This is a genomic window from Variovorax sp. UMC13, assembly GCF_014170375.1.
Taxonomy (GTDB): Bacteria; Pseudomonadota; Gammaproteobacteria; order Burkholderiales; family Burkholderiaceae_C; genus Variovorax.
In genome coordinates, this window is sequence record NZ_LZZW01000013.1 from 104,396 (window position 1) to 120,447 (window position 16,052).

Genomic DNA, 16,052 nt, shown 5'->3' on the forward strand with positions numbered 1-16,052 from the left:
TCAATGTGCACAGCAAAGCCACAGGGCACCGTCCGACCCGACGTGTGCCTCCAGCGCGATAGCGTGTGCTGTCTGTTCAACATTTCGATGGAGCGATGTCCGCCATGCGCAACTACACCTCGCAGTGCCGTGTTCTCGTCACCGGCGGTGCCGGCTTCCTGGGCAGTCATCTCTGCGGACGCCTGCTCGCCCAAGGGCATGACGTGCTCTGCGTCGACAACTTCTTCACCGGCGTCAGGCAGAACATCGCGCACCTGCTTGAGCACCCGCACTTCGAACTGTTGCGGCATGACGTGACATTTCCGCTCTATGTCGAGGTCGACCGCATCTTCAACCTGGCGTGCCCCGCGTCGCCGGTGCACTATCAGTACGACCCGGTGCAGACCACCAAGACGAGCGTGCACGGCGCCATCAACATGCTCGGTCTGGCCAAGAGGGTGCACGCGCGGATCTTGCAGGCGTCGACCAGCGAAGTCTACGGCGACCCGGACGTGCATCCACAACGCGAGAACTATTGGGGCCGCGTGAATCCGATCGGCATCCGCAGTTGCTATGACGAGGGAAAACGCTGCGCCGAAACCTTGTTCTTCGACTACCACCGGCAGCACGAGGTCGACATCCGGGTGGCACGGATCTTCAATACCTATGGACCGCGCATGCACCCGAACGACGGGCGGGTGGTCTCGAATTTCATTGTTCAGGCCCTGCGCGGCGAGCCGATCACCATCTATGGTGAAGGCGAGCAGACGCGCAGCTTCTGCTATGTCGACGACCTGATCGATGGCCTGACGCGCTTCATGGAGGCAGACGCGCCGATTCCGGGGCCCATCAACATCGGCAACCCGGGCGAGTTCACCGTCCGACAGCTCGCCGAGCAAGTGATCTCGCTGACCGGGTCGCGCTCCCGGCTGAGTTTTGCGCCACTGCCCTCTGACGATCCGATGCAACGCAAGCCGGACATTGCGCGCGCGCGTGACCTGCTGGGATGGACGCCCCAGGTACAACTCGAGGAAGGCCTGCGACGAACCATCGCCTATTTCGATGCGCTGCTTTCCGGTGCCACGACGGCGCTGACTTCGGATCATCTGAGCGCCAGTGCGTCGCCGCGCCCCTCGGCCGTCGGCGCTGCAGCGGCCAGCGGCATGGCTGCAACGTCGGGCGTGCTGCCAGGCGCATAACGGCGCACCATCCGCGCGCAGAACTCCGCGAACTCCTCGGCCTGCTGCGGCGGGCTGGTGTGATGCGGCGCCATCCCGCGGTGTTCGGGTGTGAAGCAGAAGGTGACGGTCAGCTCGAAATCTTCCAGCGTGCGCATGACGCGGTCGAACCAGAGTTGCCCGTCAGGGCGAAAACTGTCGGCCCAGCTCAGTCCGGTGCGCAGCTGCCGCACGCCGAGTCGTCTGAGCCATCGCACCGCATCGTCGAGCCGGTGGTCCTCGTGATGAAACCATTGGCAGATGCCCATCGCCGGCGTGTAGTCCGAAAAGATCTTGGCAGCGAGCTTTGGCGTACCGTCCTCGCGCAACAGACCCATGTGGAAGTGCCGGTAATAGCTGGAGCCTTCCGCTTCACGATGGCGTGTGGTGGCCGGCCATGCGGCGGGCAAATCATAGAGCGAGTACCAGAAGATGCGCGGCGCTCTTCCGATCAGCAGTTCGGCCGTTCGCTGCAGGCCGAAGGCCTGCACTTCTTCCGCGCCAAAGGTTGATACGCCGACCTCCGTGACCCATACCGGCAGGTGGGTGACCGCCGCGATTTCGGCCATGCGCACGGGCCATTCATCGATCGGCCAGTGGTTCCAGTCGAGCGGGAAGCCGTGTACTGCCACTGCGTCGAGCCCGGTGAGAACACCATTGTCGCGCAGCCGGGTCATGAAGCCCGCGTCGATCGGCGAGATGCCGCCCAGCACCTGAGTGATCGCCCTGTTCTCGGCGCGTACTGCTTGCGACGCGCGCCGCACCATGTGGGAGTAGAGCGTCCACTCGGGGTCGAGTTCGAGATCCCAGTGTGACTTGTTGTTCGGCTCGTTCCAGAACTTGACGGCTTCGATCATGCTTGGTCACTCTTGAGTTGGGCCACAGCCGCGGCGCGCTTCGCTGCCGCGCGCGCCGGGGCTGTGGCCTCCGCGTCGCCCCGGATGAAGGCCTCGACCAGCTCGTGCGCCTCGTCGTCGGTGAACTGTTGGGGTGGCGACTTCATGAAATAGCTCGATGGCGCCAGCACAGGGCCGCCGATGCCGCGGTCCAGGGCCAGCTTTGCGCAGCGCACGGCATCGATCACCACCCCGGCGGAGTTGGGCGAGTCCCATACCTCCAGTTTTACCTCGCACTGCAGCGGAACATTGCCAAACGTTGTGCCCTCCATGCGGATGTAGCACCACTTGCGATCCTCGAGCCAGGGCACGTGGTCACTTGGCCCGACGTGCACGTCGCGCCCGGCCATCGGATGGCCGAGCTGGCTGGTGACGGACTGCGTCTTGGAGATCTTCTTGGACTCGAGCCGCTCCCGCTCGAGCATGTTGAGAAAGTCGGTGTTGCCGCCGAAGTTGAGCTGGTAGGTGCGGTCCAGGCGCACGCCGCGCTTGCGGAACAGGTCGGTGAGTAGGCGATGCACGATGGTTGCGCCCACCTGCGACTTGATGTCATCGCCGATGATCGGCAGCCCGCGGTCGGCAAAGCGCTTCTGCCACACCGGGTCGGATGCGATGAACACTGGCACGCAGTTGACGAACGCGCAGCCTGCTTCGATCGCCTGCTCTGCATACCAGCGGGTCGCCCTTTCCGAACCCACGGGCAGATAGGAGACGAGCACTTCGGTACCGGTGTCGCGCAGCACCTTTGCAACGTCCGCCACGGCGCCGCGGGCGGGCGGAAACACACCCTTCAGGTACTTTCCCAGCCCGTCGTGCGTGGGACCCCGCATCACCTGCACCCCCGCGGGTGGCACCTCGGCGAAGCGAAGTGTGTTGTTGGGCGCTTCGAAGATGGCCTCGGAGAGATCGCGACCGACCTTGTTCGCATTGACGTCGAACGCGGCGCTGAACGCGATATCACTGGCGTGGTAACCGGCCAGGTCGATGTGCATGAGACCAGGCACGAACTCCTGCCGGCGTGCGTCCTTGTAGAACTCGACCCCTTGGACCAAGGAGGATGCGCAGTTGCCCACGCCGACCACCGCAACCCTGATTTTTTCCATGCAGACCCCTTGAATGATGGCTTTTGAAATGGTTGGCGCTGACGGGCGAAAAACCATGAAGGACGACGCTCCGCCTCGGAATGCTGCCGTTCCTTGCTTTGTACAAGGCCGATAACTCAGCCGTGGCGTAACCGAGCTTTGTTCCTACAACGGGCTACTTGCCTTCGCACACGCCGCTCGAACCGGCCCCGCGACGTTCAGGACTCGGAAGCCCCAGGTGCGTCATGCACGGCAGGCAAGAAGAACACACAACGAAAGGGAAAGATGCCGAAGCACATTCTCATCACTGGCGGCGCCGGGTTCATCGGCTCGCACTTGGCCGACGAACTGCTCTCGCATGGCTACCGCGTGCGGGCATTGGACAGCCTCTCGCCACAGGTGCACGGCGATGGATGCCAGCGCCCCGACTATCTAGACGCCCAGGTGGAACTGCAGATCGGCGATGTGTGCGACCCCGGCGCGGTACGCCGTGCGCTGAAGGACATCGACTGTGTCTTCCATTTCGCCTCGGCCGTGGGTGTAGGCCAGAGCATGTACGAGGTCGCGAACTACACCCGGGTCAACAACCTGGGCACTGCGGTGCTGCTTGAAGCGTTGATCGCCGACCCGGTAGAGAAGCTGCTCGTTGCATCGAGCATGAGCCTCTATGGCGAGGGTCTGTACCGCAGCGGCGCGGGTGCCTTGCGCACCGTCGGCGAACGGCCGCTCGCGCAGCTGCGAGCGGGCGAATGGGAGTGGCACGATGAGCACGGCGTGGCGCTCTCTCCAGCACCGACCCCCGAAGACAAGGCGCCGGCGCTGGCCTCGGTCTATGCGCTGTCTAAGTTCGACCAGGAGCGCATGTGCCTGATGATCGGCAGGGCCTACGGGATCCCGACGACCGCATTGCGCTTCTTCAATGCCTATGGTCCCCGGCAGGCACTTTCCAATCCGTACACCGGGGTTCTCGCCATCTTTGCTTCGCGCCTCATCAACGACAGCGCGCCGAAGATCTTCGAGGACGGCTACCAGCAACGTGATTTCGTGAGTGTCTACGACCTTGCAAGAGCCTGCCGTCTTGCCCTCGAGGCGCCTGCCGCGGGAGGAGAGGTCTTCAACGTGGGCAGCGGCGAGGCGGTGACAGTGCGCGACATTGCCCAGCGCGTGGCCCAAGTCGTAGGCAAACCTCACGTCCGGCCCGAGATCACCGGAAAGTACCGCGTGGGCGATATCCGGCATTGCTTCGCCGACATCTCCAAGGCCCGGCGCATGCTCGACTATGCGCCCCGCATCACGCTCGACCAAGGACTGGCTGAACTCGCTGCCTGGCTGGAGGGGCAGGCCGCCGTGGATCGCGTCGCGCAGGCCAGTGCCGAATTGAGCACGCGAGGGCTCGCGATATGAACGGACCACAAGAAGGCAGCGTTGATGGGCCCAGCACCTTGATCACCGGGGGGGCCGGCTTCGTCGGCTCCAACCTGGCGCATCGGCTGCTCGCGCAGGGCGAGCGCGTGCTGATACTGGACAACCTCTCGCGTTCGGGCGTCGAGCGCAATCTCGAGTGGCTCCGCGATGCGCATGGCGATCGACTCACCGTGATGGTCGAAGACGTGCGTGACGCCGCCGCAGTGCGTCACGCGGCGGCGCGTGTGGAGCGTGTCTTCCATTTCGCGGCGCAGGTCGCCGTGACGACAAGCCTTGTCGCGCCGCAGGAGGATTTCGCGATCAACGCACAAGGCACGCTCAACGTGCTGGAGGCGGCGCGCGGCCTGACAAGGCCGCCCTCCGTGCTCATGACGTCGACCAACAAGGTGTACGGCGCGCTGGAGGACTTGTCTCTGCACCTGAACGAGGGACGCTACGCGCCGCTTTCGCCCGAGTTGGCAGCGTACGGGATTTCGGAAGAGCGCCCGCTCGATTTCCACAGCCCTTACGGTTGCTCCAAAGGTGCGGCCGACCAATACGTTCATGACTACGCACGCAGCTACGGAGTGCGCACGGTCGTATTCCGGATGAGCTGCATCTATGGCCAGCGACAGTTCGGCACAGAAGACCAGGGCTGGGTCGCGCACTTCCTGTTGCGCGCGCTCGACCGGGCGCCGATCACGCTCTTCGGCGACGGGAGGCAGGTGCGCGACATCCTCTACATTGATGACCTGGTCGACGCCTTCCTGCTCGCCGACAAGCACATCGACCGACTTTCCGGGCAGGCCTTCAACATCGGCGGGGGGCCGGAGAACGTGATCAGCCTGCTGGACCTTCTCGACCGTATCAGGGCGCTCGACGGCCTCCCGCCTGAGGTGCGATACGAGGGCTGGCGCACAGGCGACCAACGCTACTACGTCTCGGACATCCGCCGGTTCCAGGCCGCGACGGGGTGGCGGCCCCAGGTGAACGCTGCGCAGGGCATTGAGCAACTGCATCGTTGGCTGTGCGAGAGCCACACCGACGATGCGGTCGCACGCAAAGCGAGGCTCGCATGTTTGCCGGCGTGATCGCATCGCCGGGGCGGGCGGTACTGGAACGGGTGGCTCGGCCCGACCCTGGCCCAGGGCAGGTGCTGCTGCGGCTCGAGGGGTGTGGCGTCTGCGCGTCGAGCCTGCCACTGTGGGAGGGGCGCGAGTGGTTCCAGTATCCGCAGGCAGCAGGTGCGCCGGGCCACGAAGGCTGGGGCCGCATCGCGGCCCTTGGCCAAGGGGTGGAGGGACTGAACATCGGCGACCGGGTGGCGGCGCTCACCTATCGCGCCCATGCCGAGTATGACCTGGCGCAGGCGCAGGCCGTGGTGCCGCTCCCGGCCTCACTAGACGGCGTGCCGATTCCTGGCGAACCGCTGGGCTGCGCGTTGAACATCTTTGAGCGCAGCGGCATCGAAGCGGGCCAGACGGTGGCGATCATCGGCATCGGCTTTCTCGGCGCGCTGCTCACGCGGCTGGCTGTGCAGGCCGGCGCGCGGGTCATTGCGATCTCGCGTCGTCCCTTCGCGCTCGATGTGGCACGCCAGGCTGGCGCGCAGCACACGGTGCTCATGGATGACCACTGGCGGATCCTCGATGAGGTCAAGCGTCTGACCGGCGAACGGTGGTGCGAACGCGTGATCGAGGCGGTCGGACTGCAGTGGCCGCTCGATCTGGCCGCGGAACTCACCGGCGAGCGCGGCCGGCTCGTCGTGGCTGGGTACCACCAGGACGGACTGCGTCAAGTGAACATGCAGATGTGGAACTGGCGCGGCTTCGACGTGGTGAACGCTCACGAGCGCGATCCGGCGCAGTACGTGGCCGGCATCCGCTCCGCAGTCGACTTGATGAGCGCCGGGGTGATCGATCCCTCGCTGCTGTTCACGCACCGCTTTCCGCTCGATCGCCTGGGCGAGGCGCTCGATCTCGCGCGTCAGCGCCCCGACGGATTTCTCAAGGCCGTCGTCACCACCTGAGGAGAAGCCTTGTTCACTGCATCGACGCGCGATCCGTTCATTGGCTGTGCCGACGACCAGGAAAGACATTGCGCACCACCGACCCACCGTCCCCGACTCGGCTTCCTCGGCGTTGGCTGGATCGGGCGCCACCGACTGCAGGCGATCGCAGCATCGGGGGTGGCGGAAGTTGCGACGCTTTTCGATGCCGCTCCGGAGGGCCTGGCCCAGGCGCAGGCACTGGCGCCCCGTGCCGAGGTGGCGGAGTCGCTCGATGCATTGCTCGCCGCCGAGCTCGACGGTATCGTGATCGCTACGCCGAGCGCACTGCATGCGATGCAGGCAGAGGCGGCACTGTCGCGTGGCCTGGCCGTGTTCTGTCAGAAGCCGCTGGCGCGCGATGCCGACGAGACCGCGCGCGTCGTGCGTGCGGCTGAACGCGCCGACCGTTTGCTCGCGGTGGATTTCTCCTACCGCCATACCGAGGCGATGCGCCAGATTCGGGCGCTGGTCGACGACGGCTCCATCGGGCGCATCTACGCGGTCGACCTCGTCTTCCACAACGCCTACGGACCGGACAAGCCATGGTTCCGCGATGTGCAGCGCTCGGGCGGCGGGTGCGTCATCGACCTGGGCATCCACCTGGTGGATCTCGCGCTTTGGACGCTCGGCTTTCCTGCTGTGCAAGCCGTCTCGTCGCGGCTCTATGCGCAGGGCGTACCGCTGGGCCCGCGTCCGCAGGTGGTGGAGGACTATGCCGTTGCGCAGTTCGGGGTCGCGGGCGGCGCCACGGTACGGCTCGCCTGCTCGTGGAACCTGGCGGCCGGTCGCGACGCGGTGATCGAAGCGGTGTTCCACGGCACCCGCGGCGGTGCGGCAATGCGCAATGTGCGAGGTTCCTTTCTCGACTTCGAAGCCGAGCGCTTTGACGGCACCCGCAGCACGGTGCTCGCCGCACCACCCGACGACTGGGGCGGCCGTGCGGCCGTGCAGTGGGCTCGTCAGCTCGCCAGTGGCGCGGGCTATGACCCTGCTGTGGCCCGCGTGATGCAGGTGGCCGAGGTACTGGATGCGATTTATGGCCGCTGAATCCGGCATTTCCCGCGTGATGATGACCGCCGACACCGTCGGCGGCGTCTGGAGCCACGCCCTCGAACTGGCATCCGGCCTGGGCCGGCGCGGCGTGCAGGTGGCGCTTGCGACCATGGGCTCGCCAATCTCCGCCATGCAGCGCGCGGAGCTGGCGCGTTTGCCATCCGTCACCCTGCATGAAAGCAGCTACAGGCTCGAATGGATGGCCGATCCGTGGGCCGACGTGCGTGCGGCAGGCGAGTGGCTGCTGCGGCTCGAGCGGCAATGGCAGCCGGATCTGGTGCATCTCAACCAGTTCGCCTTCGGCGCACTGCCGTTCGTGGCACCCACCCTGCTGGTTGCGCACTCGTGCGTGCTCTCATGGTGGCGCGCGGTGCACGGCGAGGCCGCACCCGTCGAGTGGATGCGGTACCGGCGTGCCGTGATCCAGGGACTGGCGGGCGCCGATCTGGTGGGCGCGCCGACGCGCGTCATGCTGACGTCGCTCGCACACAACTATGGCCATCGCCAAGGCGGCATGGTGCTGCCCAATGCGCGCAGCCCTGCGACCTATGCGCCGGCGCGCAAGGAGGCACTGATCCTCTCGGCAGGCCGGCTCTGGGATGCGGCCAAGAACCTCAGCGCGCTGGAGGCTGTGGCGCCGCGTCTGGCTTGGCCGGTGTGTGTGGCCGGGTCCAGTGCGCAGCCGACCGGAGGCGTGCGCAAGTCGCACGGCGTCACCGCGCTCGGTGAACTTGCGCCCGAAGCGTTGGCGGCGCAGTTCGCGCGCGCCGCCATCTACGCGCTGCCGGCACGCTACGAGCCTTTTGGCCAGACTGCGCTTGAGGCTGCCTTGTCCGGTTGTGCGCTGGTGTTGGGCGATGTTCCCAGCCTGCGCGAGGTCTGGGGTCCGGCGGCGATATACGTCCCGCCGAACGACCATGAGGCGCTGTACAGGGCGCTGTGCCGCCTGATCGCGGGCAAGTCGCTGCGCGAGCGCTATGCGCACAAGGCGCGGATGAGGGCGCTGCAGTTCTCGCCGGAGCGGATGCTTGACGCCTATCTTGCCGCCTATCGGCAGGTGTTGGCGCCGCAGGGCCTGAACGCAGACGCCCGGGTGGCGCTGGCCGGGCAACGCACGGAGACGGTATGCGCGTCGTGATGTTCTGCCATTCGCTGGTCTCCGACTGGAACCATGGCAACGCGCACTTCCTGCGCGGCGTTTGCAGCGAGCTCATCGCGCGCGGCCATGCGGTGGATGTCTATGAACCGCGAGGCGCCTGGAGCCGTGCGAATCTCGAAGCCGAGCACGGTGGCTCGCCGCTGCAGGCCTTTGCTCGCGCCTATCCAGAGTTGCACAGCCGCGTCTACACACCGGAGACACTGGACCTCGAGGCCGCCTTCGACAACGTTGACCTGGTGGTGGTGCACGAGTGGAACGACCATGCGCTGGTACGGCGCATCGGCGAGCACCGCCGAAACGGCGGCAGCTACCGGCTGCTGTTCCACGATACGCATCACCGTTCGGTCACCGACGCGAAGGCCATGGCCGCCTATGCGTTGGAAAACTACGACGGCGTGCTCGCCTTCGGCAATGTGATCCGCGACTTGTACCGTGCGAACGGCTGGTCGCAGCGGGCCTGGACTTGGCACGAAGCAGCAGACGTGCGCCGCTTCCGTCCGATCGAGGACGAGCCGTGCCGGGGCGACCTGGTATGGATCGGAAACTGGGGCGACGGTGAACGCGAGGCCGAGCTGGAGGAGTTCCTGCTGGGGCCTGTGAAGGCACTTGCGTTGCGCGCGCGCATCCATGGGGTGCGCTATCCAGCCCACGCATTGCAGCGTCTGCGCGAGGATGGCATCGCGTACGGCGGGTGGCTTCCCAACCAGGAGGTGCCGCGCGTATTCGCGGGCTTCCGCGTCACGGTGCATGTGCCACGCCGGCCGTATGTGCGGGCGTTGCCAGGGATCCCGACCATTCGCGTCTTCGAGGCTTTGGCGTGCGGCATTGCGCTGGTGTCGGCACCTTGGAACGACGTGGAAAATCTGTTCACGCCCGGCGAGGACTTCCTCGTGGCACGCGACGGCGATGCCATGCAGCGCCATCTGCGCGACCTGCTGAACGATGTCCCCATGAGACGGGCGCTGGCCGAGCATGGCCGCCGCACCGTGCTGGCACGTCACACCTGCGCACACCGGGTCGACGAGCTGCTGGCGATCCACGCGCAGCTCGACGATCTGGAACCGAACTTATGGAGCCCTGCATGACGCGAAGAATGAACATCGCCTTCTTTGGATCGAGCCTGGTATCGGCTTACTGGAACGGTGCCGCCACCTACTATCGCGGCGTCATTCGGGCGCTGCATGAGCGCGGTCACAAGGTGCGCTTCTATGAGCCTGATGCCTACGGCCGTCAGCAACACCGCGACATGGCAGACCCCGACTGGGCCGAGGTGATCGTCTACCCGGGAGAGGGTGACCACCACGCCTTGCGCATGGTCGAGCAGGCGCGCGGTGCCGACCTGGTGGTCAAGGCAAGCGGCGTCGGCGTGTTCGACGCATTGCTGGAGCGCGCTGTGCTGGACCTCCGGGGCCCCCGCACCCGTGTCGTGTTCTGGGACGTCGATGCACCCGCGACCCTCGACCGCCTGGCCGAAGATGAGAGCGACCCCTTCCGCGCGCTGGTGCCGCGGTATGACCTGGTGCTAACTTACGGCGGTGGTCGACCGGTGATCGACGCCTACGAAGGGTTCGGTGCCCGCTGCTGCGTGCCGATCTACAACGCGCTCGACCCATCGACCCACCATCCGGTCGCGCCTGATGTCCGCTTCGGCGGCGAGCTGGGCTTCCTCGGCAATCGTTTGCCCGACCGCGAAGCACGCGTCGATCGCTTTTTCTTCGCGGCCGCGGCGTTGCTGCCGCAGAAACGCTTTCTGCTCGGCGGCAGTGGCTGGCAGGACAAAGGGTTGCCCGGCAACATCGATTACGTCGGCCATGTCTACACCGCCGACCACAACGCCTTCAACCGCACCCCGCGCGCGGTGCTGAACATCAGCCGCGACAGCATGGCGCGCTACGGCTTCTCCCCGGCGACCCGGGTCTTTGAAGCCGCAGGCGCCGCAGCGTGCCTGATCACCGACGCGTGGGAAGGCATCCCGTTGTTCCTCGAGCCCGGGCGCGAGGTGCTGGTGGCCGAAGACGGCGAGGGCGTGGCTGCGCACCTCGCGGCGCTCGACGCCGAGCGCGCCGGACGCATCGGCCGCTCGGCGTACCGGCGGGTGCTGGCCGAGCACACCTACGCCCACCGCGCTGCCCAGCTCGAGGACTTGCTAGAGGGGCGCGACAGCGTGGTCGCGCGAACGGAGACCGCCGCATGAGAATCGTCATCCTTGGCCTGTCGATCACCTCTTCATGGGGCAATGGCCACGCCACCACGTTCCGTGGCCTGATGCGCGAACTGGTGCATCGAGGGCACGACCTGCTCTTCCTGGAGCGCGACATGCCGTGGTACGCGCAGCACCGTGATTTGCCGCAACCGCCTTACGGCCGCACCGTGCTGTATCCGGACCTGCTGACCCTTTACCGCGAGCATGCGGACGACGTCGGCGCGGCCGACCTGGTCGTCGTCGGTTCGTTCGTGCCGGACGGCGTGGCGGTCGGCGATTGGGTTCAGGCGCAGGCTTCAGGCCTTACCGCCTTCTACGACATCGACACGCCGGTCACGCTGGCCAGACTCGACCGTGGCCATACGGACTACCTCGCGCCGCGGCAGATTGCGGCTTACGACTTGTACCTCTCCTTCACCGGCGGGCCCACCCTGCAGCGGCTCGAGCGTGACTACGGTTCGCGTGCTGCGCGCGTGCTGTACTGCGCATTCGATCCAGCGCTCTACCACCCGGAGCCGATACCGACGAGCTGGGACCTGGGCTACATGGGAACGTACAGCGACGATCGCCAACCGACGATCGAGCGACTGCTGCTGGCGCCTGCGCGAGACTGGCCGCAAGGACGATTCGCGGTCGCCGGCCCTCAATACCCGCAGACCGTGCAATGGCCCGGCAACGTGCACTACATGGCGCATCTGTCGCCGGCCGCGCACCGTGCCTTCTACAACCGACAGCGCTTCACGCTGAACGTGACGCGCGCCGACATGATCACGGCGGGCTGGTCGCCGAGCGTGCGGCTGTTCGAAGCCGCAGCGTGCGGCACGCCGATTGTGAGCGATCGCTGGGACGGCATCGATTCGTTCTTCGTGCCGGGCGAGGAGATCTTTCTTGCCGATTCGGCCACCGACGTGATGCGTCTGCTGCGAGAGTTGCCGGAAAAGGAGCGCCTTCGCGTCGGCGAGCGCGCCAGACAACGGGTGCTGGCCGCACACACTGCAGCGCACCGCGCTGCGGAGCTCGAAGACCACGTGCGCGCGCTGGCACCGCGCATGGCCCAGGTGTGAAGGTGCGGACATGGCCTTCACTTCGCCCACCACATCAAGCGCGTCGGCCGAGCGTCAGGCCGAGGAGCAGCGCCAGATCGCTGCCCTCGCGCCCTGGTTCCACAATCTGCATCTGCCCAGCGGCGAGCAAACGTTGCCCCAGCATGTTCTGGGCGGCGACTTTCCCAACTTCAAATGGCAGCAGATCCGACGCTGCATACCGGCGGACCTGCACGGTTGGCGCGTGCTGGATGTCGGCTGCAATGCCGGCTTCTACAGCTTTGAACTGGCGCGGCGCGGTGCCTCGGTGCTGGGCATCGACGTCGATCCGCATTACCTTGCACAGGCGCGGTGGGCGCTCGCGGAGATGGGACTGCAGGACCGGATCGAATTCCGCCAGATGGAGGTGTACGACCTGTTGCAAAGTGACGAGCGCTTCGATCTCGTATGGTTCATGGGCGTCTTCTATCACCTGCGCTATCCGTTGCTGGCGCTTGATCTCCTGGTCGAACGAACCCGGCGGCTGCTGATGTTCCAGACACTCACGATGCCCGGGACGCTGGTCCGGCCCGCCACCGCGGACTGCCCGATTGATGATCGGACGCCGTTGCTCGAGTCGGGATGGCCCAAGATGGCGTTCATCGAGCATCGCCTCGCCGGCGACCCTACCAACTGGTGGGCCGCCAACCATGCGGGAGTGGAGGCCATGATCCGTTCCAGCGGGTTGCAGGTGTTGGAGCGGCCCGGCCACGAGATGTACCTCTGTGCGCCCGACGGCAGAGACACTGTCGCACGGCACCGTGCGCTGTTCGCGTCGCAGTTCGCTTCCATTTGCGGCGGCGCTCGTGGCCGCGGCTGAAAGCGCCCGGGGCGCCCACGGCGGTGGTGTCACACCCATCGTCGAGCGCAACATTGCTGCACTGGTGGAACGCCGCAGGCAGGACTACGATGCCACCTCCGCGCACGACAAGATCGCCGATGTGGTGACCGGCTTCGCAGGCAGCCTGAAGTTCGTCTATCTGCACCTGGTGATCTATGGCGCGTGGATCGTGATCAATCTGGGGTGGGTGCCGGGCGTCACGCGTTTCGATCCCACATTTGTCGTGCTGGCGATGGTGGCCTCGGTCGAGGCCATCTTCATTTCGACTTTCGTGCTGGTAAGCCAGAACCGCATGGCCGCGCAGTCCGAGCGACGCGCCGAACTCGACCTGCAGATCAGCCTGCTGAGCGAGCACGAGATCACCCGACTCATCGAACTGGTCACCGAGATGGGGCAGCGCATGGGCGTCGAGGCCGCGGACCGCCGCGAGCTTCAGGAACTGGCGGCCGAGGTACAACCCGAGGCCGTGCTCGATCGGCTCAAAGCGTCCGAGAGCGGGCGTGCCGGCGGGTGACGCCCTGAGTGTCGAACATGGCTGACGTGCAATTGCTTGGTGGCCGACAGCAACATGCCAGCGGCTGCATGACCTTCTGATTTTTCAATCAGGAGCATGCCATGAGCCCATCCGATCCATCGCGCGACGGCGCCGCGTCAACCAGCGCCCCTTTCCCGTTCCCCACTGCCGAGCGCCACGATGCGGCTCCCGAGCGAGGTGCAGACCTCCTGAGCGAACCACCGAGCGAAGACGCGATCGACCATGGCATCGAGGAGACTTTTCCTGCCAGTGACCCAGTATCAGTGAGTGTGACCAGGGCCGTGCCCAAGGGAGGCGCGGTTCAGGGGGATGAGGTGGCGCAGAACAGGCGTTGAGTAGCTAGGGCGCAGCGTGCGTTTGTAGTGCCGGCCGCCGGGCGTGCCCGGGTGCCGGCAGGCGCCCGGGGGCACGCCGTTTGCCCAGCGAAAGTCAGCCGCAGGCCCCGGGGCCGCGGCGGACTCCCTGCGATTTGAAACGAGGAAATTGAGATGTCCCGATTCACCGACTCTTTGTTCCCCAGCGCGATCAACCTGATACGGCTGGACCATACGCACGTCCTCGCGACCTTCCACCAGTACGAGGTGGACTCGCGACCGACCGTGAAGCGCGGCCTCGTGAACACGGCCTGCACGGCGTTGGAGGTGCATGCGCAGCTCGAGGAGGAGATCTTCTACCCCGCGGTGCGCGCGGTCGCCGACAACGAGGCGATCCGCAAAAGCGTGCCCGAGCACGACGAAATGCGGCGCCTGATAGGCCGTTTGCGCGCCATGGAGCCGACCGACGCCGAGTACGACAGCGTGTTCATGGAACTGATGCGCGACGTGCTTCACCACGTGGCCGATGAGGAGACGGTGTTGCTGCCCGAGGCAGAGCGGCTGATTCCCGATCGGCTGAACGAACTGGGTGCCGCGATGACGCGCCGTCGACTCGAACTCGTCGTGCCTCGCAGCGGCGAGATTGCGGGCAACATGGCGCGCGCAATGCCGGGAAGTACCGTGGCCTTGCTCGGCGTGGCCGTGTCCGGCGCGTGCTTGGCCGCATGGTTCGGCAAACGGTCGCGGCGCTCGTGGCAAATCCGGAGCGGAACGTGAATACCGCCTCTGATTGTGGGGACTCGCCTGACAGCGCCACGGCCGTCCCCCTGGAGTCGGTCGCGGGGGAGGAAGATCCCGGCGCCTCCGTCGAGCCTGCCGGGCCCGGGGCCGGGTCCGGCGACGAGGTGCGGCCCGGGAGCCCCGGTGCCCGCGAAGGACCTTGCCGCGAGTGCGGTGGTCGCGGAACCACCGATGCCGGGCAGATTTGCCCCTCCTGTCTTGGCTCCGGGCGCATGACGGCGGGCGCCAGCGCCTGAGAGTTTTTTTCTTTGTTCACCAGAAACCGAAAGGAAGTGTCCATGCTTATGAGATCTTTTCGTCAGACGACCGGGGCTCGCACGCCGGTGCGGACCATTGCTGCAGCGCTTGCGGCAGTTTTTGCGATGCAATTGGCCGTGGCGCAGACGACGGGTGCGCAAGCACCGCCAGGTGCCTTGTCGAAGAGCGGCTCTTCGAACGATGGCAGGTCCGCCTCACAGCTGCAGCGCGCGGACGAGGGCATGCTGCGCGACATCGCCCGGGCCAACTTGGCCGAAATAGAGACCGGCCGTATTGCGCTGGACAAGTCAAAGGACGACCAAGTGCGCAAATTCGCGCAGCAGATGATCGACGACCACACGAATGCCATGACGCAGGTGCAGCAACTGGCTCAGGCCAAGAACGTGACGCTGCCCGACGGCCCCGACATGAAGCACAAGACCGTGGCGACTGCACTGAAGGCACTCAGCGGTGACACCTTCGACAAGCAATACATGTCGCAGGCCGGGGTAGGCGACCACAAGCGCACCCACGACCTGCTTCAAAAGACGCAGCGCAACGCCAAGGATGCGGATCTGAAGGCACTCGCCTCCAAGATGCTTCCTGTGGTGCATGGCCACCTGACCGAAGCAGAACAGATCGCTTCTTCCCGCAAGCGCTGACGTTCGGCGCTCGCAGGAGGGCGCAGTGCCTGCCAGAGGGCAGGCAACCTGCGGGCGATCCCGTATCGCAGGCGCACAACCTGGAGAGGGGGCCCGCCTTGCGCAGCGCACGGATCGGGCCCGCCGCCGGCTATCGGACCCGAAGCGCGAGAGCGTTCGCCGCTTCGCCTTCATGACGCGCGGACCGAAGGCTCTGGCTCTTGAGCCCCGCCAGTCGCGCTTCCTGCGCGTCGAATTCGTGCGCAGAGCCCTGGGCGTGGGCCGCGCGACCACCAGCGCGCGCGATCTCGCGAACACGCTGTGGATCCATTCCGGCGAACCCGCGCCGTGAGCGACGCACCGGGTCCTTCGGATCGTCGGGAGAAGGTGTCATTTTGGGACTTCCATTGGTTGAACATGCAAGAGCGGGGCCGCGGCCCGCCAGGCCAGGGGCAACCGGGATGCCGGCCAACGGGCACATGGCTTGCCCGAGCTGGGCATGGACTCAACAATGACAATTCGGCGCCCGGCCCCCGGCGCTCGGCTCGACGGCCACGC

General features: G+C 66.1%; 16 protein-coding genes. 13 read left to right on the plus strand and 3 right to left on the minus strand.

Annotation, left to right across the window (positions count from 1 at the left end):
• Window positions 1–104 precede the first annotated feature (104 nt).
• Entirely contained in the window at window positions 105–1,178 is a 1,074-nt protein-coding gene (locus A9977_RS10670; RefSeq protein WP_183024813.1) for a UDP-glucuronic acid decarboxylase family protein, read from the plus strand.
• On the opposite strand, the gene A9977_RS10675 is transcribed toward A9977_RS10670, so the two are convergent.
• Together A9977_RS10675 and A9977_RS10680 are read right to left on the minus strand one after the other, a co-directional pair.
• Complete coding sequence (locus A9977_RS10675) at window positions 1,082–2,053, minus strand: beta-xylosidase (protein ID WP_183024814.1); 972 nt, start codon at window positions 2,051–2,053, stop codon at window positions 1,082–1,084. The two genes, A9977_RS10670 and A9977_RS10675, sit on opposite strands and share 97 nt — an antisense overlap.
• A complete protein-coding gene (locus A9977_RS10680; RefSeq protein WP_183024815.1) occupies window positions 2,050–3,195 on the minus strand; it encodes an inositol-3-phosphate synthase in 1,146 nt (381 codons plus the stop codon). Before A9977_RS10680 ends, A9977_RS10675 begins: the two co-directional genes overlap by 4 nt.
• Before the next feature lie 264 nt (window positions 3,196–3,459).
• Between A9977_RS10680 and A9977_RS10685 the strand changes: the two genes are divergently transcribed.
• The 12 genes from A9977_RS10685 to A9977_RS10745 all read left to right on the plus strand — a co-directional run bounded on the left by A9977_RS10685 (window position 3,460) and on the right by A9977_RS10745 (window position 15,515).
• Window positions 3,460–4,578, plus strand: coding sequence for an NAD(P)-dependent oxidoreductase (locus A9977_RS10685; protein ID WP_183024816.1), 1,119 nt, complete (start codon window positions 3,460–3,462; stop codon window positions 4,576–4,578).
• Entirely contained in the window at window positions 4,575–5,669 is a 1,095-nt protein-coding gene (locus A9977_RS10690) for an NAD-dependent epimerase/dehydratase family protein (protein WP_183024817.1), read from the plus strand. The genes A9977_RS10685 and A9977_RS10690 overlap by 4 nt, the downstream gene beginning before the upstream one ends.
• Complete coding sequence (locus tag A9977_RS10695; RefSeq protein WP_183024818.1) at window positions 5,654–6,607, plus strand: zinc-binding dehydrogenase; 954 nt, start codon at window positions 5,654–5,656, stop codon at window positions 6,605–6,607. Before A9977_RS10690 ends, A9977_RS10695 begins: the two co-directional genes overlap by 16 nt.
• 9 nt (window positions 6,608–6,616) lie before the next feature.
• On the plus strand, window positions 6,617–7,675 hold the full coding sequence (locus tag A9977_RS10700; protein ID WP_220811674.1) for a Gfo/Idh/MocA family protein: 1,059 nt from the start codon (window positions 6,617–6,619) through the stop codon (window positions 7,673–7,675).
• Window positions 7,665–8,819: a glycosyltransferase family 4 protein gene (locus A9977_RS10705; protein WP_259651903.1), complete on the plus strand. Its 1,155-nt coding sequence runs from the start codon at window positions 7,665–7,667 to the stop codon at window positions 8,817–8,819. Before A9977_RS10700 ends, A9977_RS10705 begins: the two co-directional genes overlap by 11 nt.
• Window positions 8,807–9,925 (plus strand): glycosyltransferase, encoded by a 1,119-nt coding sequence (locus A9977_RS10710; RefSeq protein ID WP_183024820.1) that lies wholly within the window; start codon window positions 8,807–8,809, stop codon window positions 9,923–9,925. Before A9977_RS10705 ends, A9977_RS10710 begins: the two co-directional genes overlap by 13 nt.
• 8 nt (window positions 9,926–9,933) lie before the next feature.
• Window positions 9,934–11,034 (plus strand): glycosyltransferase, encoded by a 1,101-nt coding sequence (locus A9977_RS10715; protein WP_259651904.1) that lies wholly within the window; start codon window positions 9,934–9,936, stop codon window positions 11,032–11,034.
• A complete protein-coding gene (locus tag A9977_RS10720; RefSeq protein WP_183024822.1) occupies window positions 11,031–12,107 on the plus strand; it encodes a glycosyltransferase in 1,077 nt (358 codons plus the stop codon). Before A9977_RS10715 ends, A9977_RS10720 begins: the two co-directional genes overlap by 4 nt.
• 10 nt (window positions 12,108–12,117) lie before the next feature.
• The gene (locus A9977_RS10725) at window positions 12,118–12,945 is read left to right on the plus strand and encodes a TIGR04290 family methyltransferase (protein WP_183024823.1); all 828 of its coding nucleotides are present in this window, start codon (window positions 12,118–12,120) and stop codon (window positions 12,943–12,945) included.
• On the plus strand, window positions 12,932–13,480 hold the full coding sequence (locus A9977_RS34230) for a DUF1003 domain-containing protein (protein ID WP_183024824.1): 549 nt from the start codon (window positions 12,932–12,934) through the stop codon (window positions 13,478–13,480). Before A9977_RS10725 ends, A9977_RS34230 begins: the two co-directional genes overlap by 14 nt.
• 509 nt (window positions 13,481–13,989) lie before the next feature.
• Complete coding sequence (locus tag A9977_RS10740) at window positions 13,990–14,592, plus strand: hemerythrin domain-containing protein (protein ID WP_183024826.1); 603 nt, start codon at window positions 13,990–13,992, stop codon at window positions 14,590–14,592.
• A 302-nt stretch (window positions 14,593–14,894) separates the two neighbouring features.
• Complete coding sequence (locus tag A9977_RS10745) at window positions 14,895–15,515, plus strand: DUF4142 domain-containing protein (protein WP_183024827.1); 621 nt, start codon at window positions 14,895–14,897, stop codon at window positions 15,513–15,515.
• A 130-nt stretch (window positions 15,516–15,645) separates the two neighbouring features.
• Here the strand turns inward: A9977_RS10745 and A9977_RS10750 are convergent, their stop codons facing one another.
• Complete coding sequence (locus A9977_RS10750; RefSeq protein WP_405054682.1) at window positions 15,646–15,975, minus strand: KGG domain-containing protein; 330 nt, start codon at window positions 15,973–15,975, stop codon at window positions 15,646–15,648.
• Window positions 15,976–16,052: the final 77 nt, after the last annotated feature.

Coding starts and splice junctions, on each gene's coding strand:
- A9977_RS10750 (WP_405054682.1), bottom strand. CDS start 15,975: ATGTGCCCGTTGGCCGGCATCCCGGTTGCCCCTGGCCTGGCGGGCCGC.
- A9977_RS10680 (WP_183024815.1), bottom strand. CDS start 3,195: ATGGAAAAAATCAGGGTTGCGGTGGTCGGCGTGGGCAACTGCGCATCC.
- A9977_RS10720 (WP_183024822.1), top strand. CDS start 11,031: ATGAGAATCGTCATCCTTGGCCTGTCGATCACCTCTTCATGGGGCAAT.
- A9977_RS10745 (WP_183024827.1), top strand. CDS start 14,895: ATGCTTATGAGATCTTTTCGTCAGACGACCGGGGCTCGCACGCCGGTG.
- A9977_RS10725 (WP_183024823.1), top strand. CDS start 12,118: ATGGCCTTCACTTCGCCCACCACATCAAGCGCGTCGGCCGAGCGTCAG.
- A9977_RS10690 (WP_183024817.1), top strand. CDS start 4,575: ATGAACGGACCACAAGAAGGCAGCGTTGATGGGCCCAGCACCTTGATC.
- A9977_RS10670 (WP_183024813.1), top strand. CDS start 105: ATGCGCAACTACACCTCGCAGTGCCGTGTTCTCGTCACCGGCGGTGCC.
- A9977_RS10675 (WP_183024814.1), bottom strand. CDS start 2,053: ATGATCGAAGCCGTCAAGTTCTGGAACGAGCCGAACAACAAGTCACAC.
- A9977_RS10710 (WP_183024820.1), top strand. CDS start 8,807: ATGCGCGTCGTGATGTTCTGCCATTCGCTGGTCTCCGACTGGAACCAT.
- A9977_RS10715 (WP_259651904.1), top strand. CDS start 9,934: ATGAACATCGCCTTCTTTGGATCGAGCCTGGTATCGGCTTACTGGAAC.
- A9977_RS10695 (WP_183024818.1), top strand. CDS start 5,654: ATGTTTGCCGGCGTGATCGCATCGCCGGGGCGGGCGGTACTGGAACGG.
- A9977_RS10685 (WP_183024816.1), top strand. CDS start 3,460: ATGCCGAAGCACATTCTCATCACTGGCGGCGCCGGGTTCATCGGCTCG.
- A9977_RS10740 (WP_183024826.1), top strand. CDS start 13,990: ATGTCCCGATTCACCGACTCTTTGTTCCCCAGCGCGATCAACCTGATA.
- A9977_RS10705 (WP_259651903.1), top strand. CDS start 7,665: ATGGCCGCTGAATCCGGCATTTCCCGCGTGATGATGACCGCCGACACC.